A 5,701-nucleotide genomic window follows, 5' to 3' on the forward strand; every position below is an offset into this window, starting at 1 on the left:
CACGAGCGCAACGCTCACAACTTCCCGCTTGACCTGGCTGCTGCTACTGCCACCCCCGTGGCACTAACCGCACCTGTTATCGGCTGAGGCTTAACAGCCTGGCTAAGGCCAACTCATAAACGGAATCCCCCCGGCCCCCTCGCAAGAAGGGGGTTTTTTGTTGGCGGCCCTTTGATATATCCACCATCAGATGGACTACCGCCGCATAAGCAACGCGGCTTCAACAGTGAGCCCCGGGCCGAACCCCAGGGCCAGGCATGGCCCTGGGCCGGGCGTGGCGCGTAGTCGCTCCAGAATGAACAGAATCGTGGCTGAAGACATGTTGCCGAATTGGTGTAACACCTCGGTGGACAGATCAATTTGAGCCGGCTCCAACCCCGCGCTCTTCAGCACTGCCCTGAGAATGCGGGGGCCGCCTGGATGAATTGCCCAGGTTTCCACCTCTGGCAAGGCCAGGCCCTGGGTCGCCAGCCAGCACTCCAGCCATGGAATTAGGTTCGCCGCGATGCGACTGGGCACCTGGGGCGAGAGCACCATCGAAAAACCGTGATCCCCAATGACCCATCCCATCAGTTCTTCGCTGCCGGGAAGCACCGTCGAGGCCGAGCTGACCAGCTGCAATCCCTTGCGACTGCTCGAGCCGTCCCCACCGCCTGCCGAACCCACCGCCACCACAGCACCGGCCCCATCGGCGAACAGGGAATTGGCCACGATGTGGTCCGGGTTCCAGCCCTCCTGCAGGTGAAGGCTGCACAGCTCCACCGCACACAGCAGCACGCAGGCACTGGGATCGGCCTCCACAAATGCCCGCGCCACCCTCAGTCCGTTGAACGCCCCGTGGCAGCCCATAAAACCCACATGGGTTCGTGCCACATCCATCGCCAGCGGCAGGCTGGCTATTAGGGCCAGGTCGAAGCCAGGGGCGCCGAAGCCCGTGCACGACACGGTGATCAGGTGGGTAATCGCGCTTGGCTCGATGCCGGCATCCTCAAGTGCCAGGCGGGAAGCGCCTAGGGCCAGCTCCAGCGCTGCGGGCTGGTAGCGCCTCATACGCTCGGCCGTGGAGGGGTTGGTGGCATCAGGCAGGGGGATGCAGTGGCGATGCGCCACGCCCGAGCGCTGGTAGATCCGCTCCAGCAGAAGTTGTTGGCGGGGGCTGGCATCGCGCATTTGCGGTGCCAGTTCCAGCGTTTCACGCTGGCTGAGGCGCCTCTGCGGCACCGCTGTGCCAAGACCAATCAAGGACAGGGGCATGGTTGATCAGGCCGTCGAGCAGGGCAGGGCGGGCCTTTGCAGAAGCCCAATCATGGAGCCGGCGATCGAGGGGAAGGTCCCAGCCAGCCTGTGCAGCCCCCAGCTGGCTCCGGGGTGCCGCAACACCTGCGCCAGAGCTCGGCAGAAGCTCTGCCGCTGCGTCACCCAGCGGTGGTGAAGGCCGCGCCAGTCTGTCTCGATGGAGCTATCCCAGTGCTCCATTCCCCGCAGCACTAGGGGCAGGGCAGCCAGGGAGCAGGTCAGGGCCCAGCCCATGCCTTCGCCGGTGAAGGGCTCCACGTAGCCGGCGGCATCCCCCAGCAGCAGCAGGCGGTGGCCTGCGATGGGGCGTGTGCGGCGGCTGAGCGCTGCGGTGAGCTGCCAGGCCGCTACCTCCAGGGCGGGCAGTGGCGCAAAGCCCGCCTCCGCCAGGATCTGTTGGCAGATCCCGGCCGCCCCGCCGCTGCCCTGCAGCAAGGCCCGATCGAAGGCACAGGCCAGGTTGATCTCGCCGCCCTCCACCCGCACCAGGCCCACATAGCCGCCCCGGCCCACGGCCATCTGCAGCACACCGGGCACAAGGGCGGCAGCTTCCCCGGGCAGAACACACCCGGCCCCCATCCGACTGTGGGGTTCGATCTTGGTGTTTATCTCCGCCTCGCCCCCCAGGGCGCGGTGGGTGAGACCCGCCGCAATCAACACCACCTTGGCGCTGACACTCCGGCGCGCGCTGCCTTTTTGCAGCACCACCTCCCGCCATGGCTCTAAGCCAGCGGCTGGCGTGCCCAGCATGGCCCTGGTGCCCGTCAGCACCGTGGCACCAGCAGCTTTAGCCGCTTGCAGCAGCGCCAGATCCAGGCGTGAGCGGGACAGGACCCGGCCTCCTCCCAGGGCGATCGGGCTCACCAGGCCAGCCACCCCCAAATGCAGTTGCTGCAGATGAAGGCCCCCTTCAGTCGCCACCAGCTCGGCTAGGCCAGCGGCCTCAAGGACTGCCAGGGCCTGGGGGCTGAGGCAGGCCCCACAGACCTTCCAGCGGGGGTAGTGGCGCTGCTCCACCAGCAGCACCCGCACGCCGCGACTGGCGAGGCCATGGGCCGCTAGGGCGCCGGCCGGTCCCGCACCCACCACCACCACATCCCAGCAGGTCGCGATCTGCTCCAGAAGCGGCTCAGGAGCTGGGGGCATTTCGGCTCCAGGAGAGCAGGAAGCGCTCTGGCCAGAAACGGCTGATCCGCGCGCCCGCCAGTCCAGCTGTCCTGGCCAGCTGGGCCACTTCCTCGAGCTCAAAGGCACCCCCCACCGAGAGTGGCCCATCGATCCGCACGATCGGCGAGCGACTCAGCAGCCGGGTGCCGGCCCAGGTGAGCAGCAGGTCTAAATGGCTGCGGATTAGGTCGTGCACCAACAGCTGATCGAGGGTGGCTGCTGCCATGGAGCGCAGTAGGGATTCCGCATCGGCCTCCCTGAGGTGATGCAGAAACAAGGACGTGGTGATTAGGTGATAACCGCCTGGGAGTGGGGTCCCAATCGCATCGGCCTGGAAGAAATGGGCCTCAAGGCCCTCCGCCTCGGCCGCTGCGCTGGCGAGAGCGACGGCTTCGGCGCTGATGTCGCAGCCGTGTACCTCCAGATCGAGCCCCTCCCTGCGTCCTAGGCGACTGATGGCCCGCACCGTGTCGCCCCCACCGCAGGCCACATCCAGGAGGCGTAACCGCTGCGACGGCAGCTTGCTCGCCAGGCGCCGGATGGCGGGGAAGAAGCAGGCGGCACTGCGGGTGAGTGCATTGATGCGGGCCAGGCCAAGCAGGGCTGCCTGATGGGCCTGGGGATCAAGGCCGGTCTGATCCATCAGCTCAGGCCTCAGCTGCCGTTGGCCCAGCCCACTCCACAACTGGGGAAGTGGCACCGCCAGGGCCGTCTGGAGATCAGGGGACTTGAGCTCCAAACTCTCCAGGTGGGTTCCTGTCACGCCCCAAGCCTAGGAGCGCTGGCGCTGCAAGCGGTTCCGCCGATGGGGCAGCTGGGGATTCAGGCGAGGTAAGGATCCAGGAAGCTGAGCGGCCTGGCCATGGTTGCCGAAAAGCCGAGGATGCCGCGGTCTTTAAAGCTGTAGAGCAAGGTGTCGTCCTTTTCCAGCAGGAAGGTGCCGCCGCGCTGGGTGAGGAAGTCGTCGCATGGCACGTAGGTGCGCCAGTTGCCCAGTACCTCGCCCATGTTGCGCAGGCGGACCGTGGCCAGCTCGAAGGGGCGTTGGAATCCTGTCCCGCCGGCCCTGGCAAAGAACGAACCCTTGATCGGCGGCAGGGGGCCGGCCTGGATGGTCTCATCGTCGGCGATTCGCTGGGGAGCTGCTCGATCGCCCGTGTAGCCGCGCAGCACCTCGGCCAGGGTGCCGGGGGAGCCGATGCCGGCGCACATCAAAAGCAGGTTCGGCCAGGGGCCGCCCAGCTGCTGCAGGCCTTCGTAGAGGCCCAGGGCACGGTGCAACTGCGGGTCTGCGTCTACCAGCAGGCGCTCGCGGGGAAAGCCTGTGAACTGGCAAAAGCGATAGGCTCCGGCGGCCCGGCCGATGCCGATCGCCAGCACGGCGATGCCAGCAGACGCCAGCTGTGGCAAGGCGGGGACCAGGGCCTGGGCGTATTCGATGCTGTCGAAATCCCCTAACTGGGGTAGCAGCACCACCAGGCGGCGCTGACCCGGCCCCATCCCCGCCACGCCAGCCAGGCGCTCCAGCAGCTCAGCGGCGCCCCTGGATTTTGCCTCGGCACCCTGAGTAGTCGAGCTCGAATCTGTGCTGTTCACGGGGATTGGGGCGCTCAAGGAGCATCCATCGTGGCGCGATGCCGGTTGCGATCCGACAACCTGGAGTTCCCCCTGGAGATGCCTGGTTGTCGCCCAATCCCGTCGCCCTGCGTCCCTTGCCAACCACGCCTGCCGTGAGCGGAGTGCTCGAAACCCTCTCCTTCCTGCGTGATCCCGATTTCGCCCGCTCCCGTTTCGAGCGCTATGGCGATGTCTACGGCACCACCCTGCTGGGGCAGCGCACCGTATTCATCCGGGGGCAGAGGGCGATCAACGACCTGTTCGCCCAGGGGGATGCCCTTGAGGGCTGGTGGCCGGAGAGTGTGCGCAAGCTGCTGGGCCCCCTGTCCCTGGCAAACCGCAACGGTGCCGATCACAAGGCCCGTCGGCGGGTGGTGGGCCAGCTGTTTGCCTCAGCTGCCTTGAAGCGCTACAGCCCGGCGATCATTGAGCTGGTCGATGACCTCCATCGGGAGCTGCTGGCTGAGCCAGCGCCAGTGGCCCTGGTGCCAAAGCTGAGACGCTTTGCCTTCAGCGTGATTGCCAGCACGGTGCTGGGGCTCGGTGGTGTCGATCGCGAGGTTTTATTTGAGGATTTCGAAACCTGGTGTCGGGGCCTCTTCTCCTTGCCCTTTGCCCTGCCGGGCAGCCCCTACGCCCGAGCTCTTCAGGCCCGCCAACGCTTGCTGCGCCGTCTGGGTGCCGTGCTCGAGAAGGCCCAGGGCGCCGCTGCTGCCGGAGCACCCCTGGCAGCTGGCGGGCTCGATCTGCTAGCCGGTGGCCTGGATGAAGCCGGTCTGCCTCTGGGTGACGACGACGTAGCCGAGCAGCTGCTCCTGCTGCTGTTCGCCGGCTACGAAACCACCGCATCTTCCCTGAGTTGTCTGCTGCTGAGCCTGCTGCAAAATCCATCTGAGTTGGTCTGGCTGCAGCAGGAGCTCGACGGCCTGGCCTGGCCCCCGGCCCAGGGGGAGGAGTTAGGCGCCTACGACGCCAGCCGCGCTCCGCGTCTCGATGCGGTGCTTAAAGAAGTGATGCGGCTGGCACCGCCGGTGGGTGGCTTCTTTCGTCGCACCCGGGAGTCGATTGTGCTGGCTGATGTGCAGATTCCGGCCGATCTGGTGGTGCAGGTGAGCATCACCGCCAGCCACCGCTATGGCAGCAAAGAAGAGGATCTGGAGGCTTTCCGGCCCCAGCGCCATCTCTGCGGAGAAAGCACAGCCGCCCTGCTGCCCTTCGGCGGTGGGGAGCGGGTTTGCCTGGGCAAGGCTCTGGCCGAGCTGGAGATACGCCTGCTGGCGGTGGGACTGCTCAAACAGCTGAATCTGGTGCTGGAGCCGGATCAAGACCTGACGCTCAAGGTCATTCCCAGCCCATCCCCGCAGGATGGTCTTCTGGTACGGCCGTGTCTGCGCTGAGCGAGCAGCTGGGAGAACAGCTGGGGAAACAGAATGAGATGGTGCCGGGAACAGGAGCCATGGCGGTTAATGAGCCCAGCGCTGGAGTGGGCCGCCACATCCTGCTCACCGGTGGCAGCTCCGGGATTGGTTTTCAGGCAGCGGCCCTGCTGCTTCAGGCCGGTCACCGCCTCACCCTGCCCTGCCGGGATGGGAGCACCGCCGCAGTCCTGCGCGAGCGTCTG

5 protein-coding genes are annotated in these 5,701 nt (G+C 66.5%); 1 reads left to right on the top strand and 4 read right to left on the bottom strand.

Going from position 1 to position 5,701, the window contains the following annotated elements; all coding sequences use genetic code 11:
• Window positions 1–195 precede the first annotated feature (195 nt).
• Genes KBZ07_RS15260 through KBZ07_RS15275 form a run of 4 tightly spaced genes read right to left on the bottom strand, consistent with a single transcriptional unit; the run spans window position 196 to window position 3,963 of the window.
• Window positions 196–1,254 (bottom strand): type III polyketide synthase, encoded by a 1,059-nt coding sequence (locus KBZ07_RS15260; RefSeq protein ID WP_254932409.1) that lies wholly within the window; start codon window positions 1,252–1,254, stop codon window positions 196–198.
• Window positions 1,255–1,260: 6 nt separating this feature from the next.
• On the bottom strand, window positions 1,261–2,442 hold the full coding sequence (locus tag KBZ07_RS15265; protein WP_254932410.1) for an NAD(P)/FAD-dependent oxidoreductase: 1,182 nt from the start codon (window positions 2,440–2,442) through the stop codon (window positions 1,261–1,263).
• Window positions 2,426–3,226: a methyltransferase domain-containing protein gene (locus KBZ07_RS15270; protein WP_254932411.1), complete on the bottom strand. Its 801-nt coding sequence runs from the start codon at window positions 3,224–3,226 to the stop codon at window positions 2,426–2,428. The genes KBZ07_RS15265 and KBZ07_RS15270 overlap by 17 nt, the downstream gene beginning before the upstream one ends.
• A 59-nt stretch (window positions 3,227–3,285) precedes the next feature.
• Window positions 3,286–3,963, bottom strand: coding sequence for a peroxiredoxin-like family protein (locus tag KBZ07_RS15275; RefSeq protein WP_254932413.1), 678 nt, complete (start codon window positions 3,961–3,963; stop codon window positions 3,286–3,288).
• A 182-nt stretch (window positions 3,964–4,145) separates the two neighbouring features.
• Between KBZ07_RS15275 and KBZ07_RS15280 the strand changes: the two genes are divergently transcribed.
• The gene (locus tag KBZ07_RS15280; protein WP_254932412.1) at window positions 4,146–5,477 is read left to right on the top strand and encodes a cytochrome P450; all 1,332 of its coding nucleotides are present in this window, start codon (window positions 4,146–4,148) and stop codon (window positions 5,475–5,477) included.
• Window positions 5,478–5,701 lie beyond the last annotated feature (224 nt).

This window comes from Cyanobium sp. BA20m-14, from assembly GCF_024346295.1.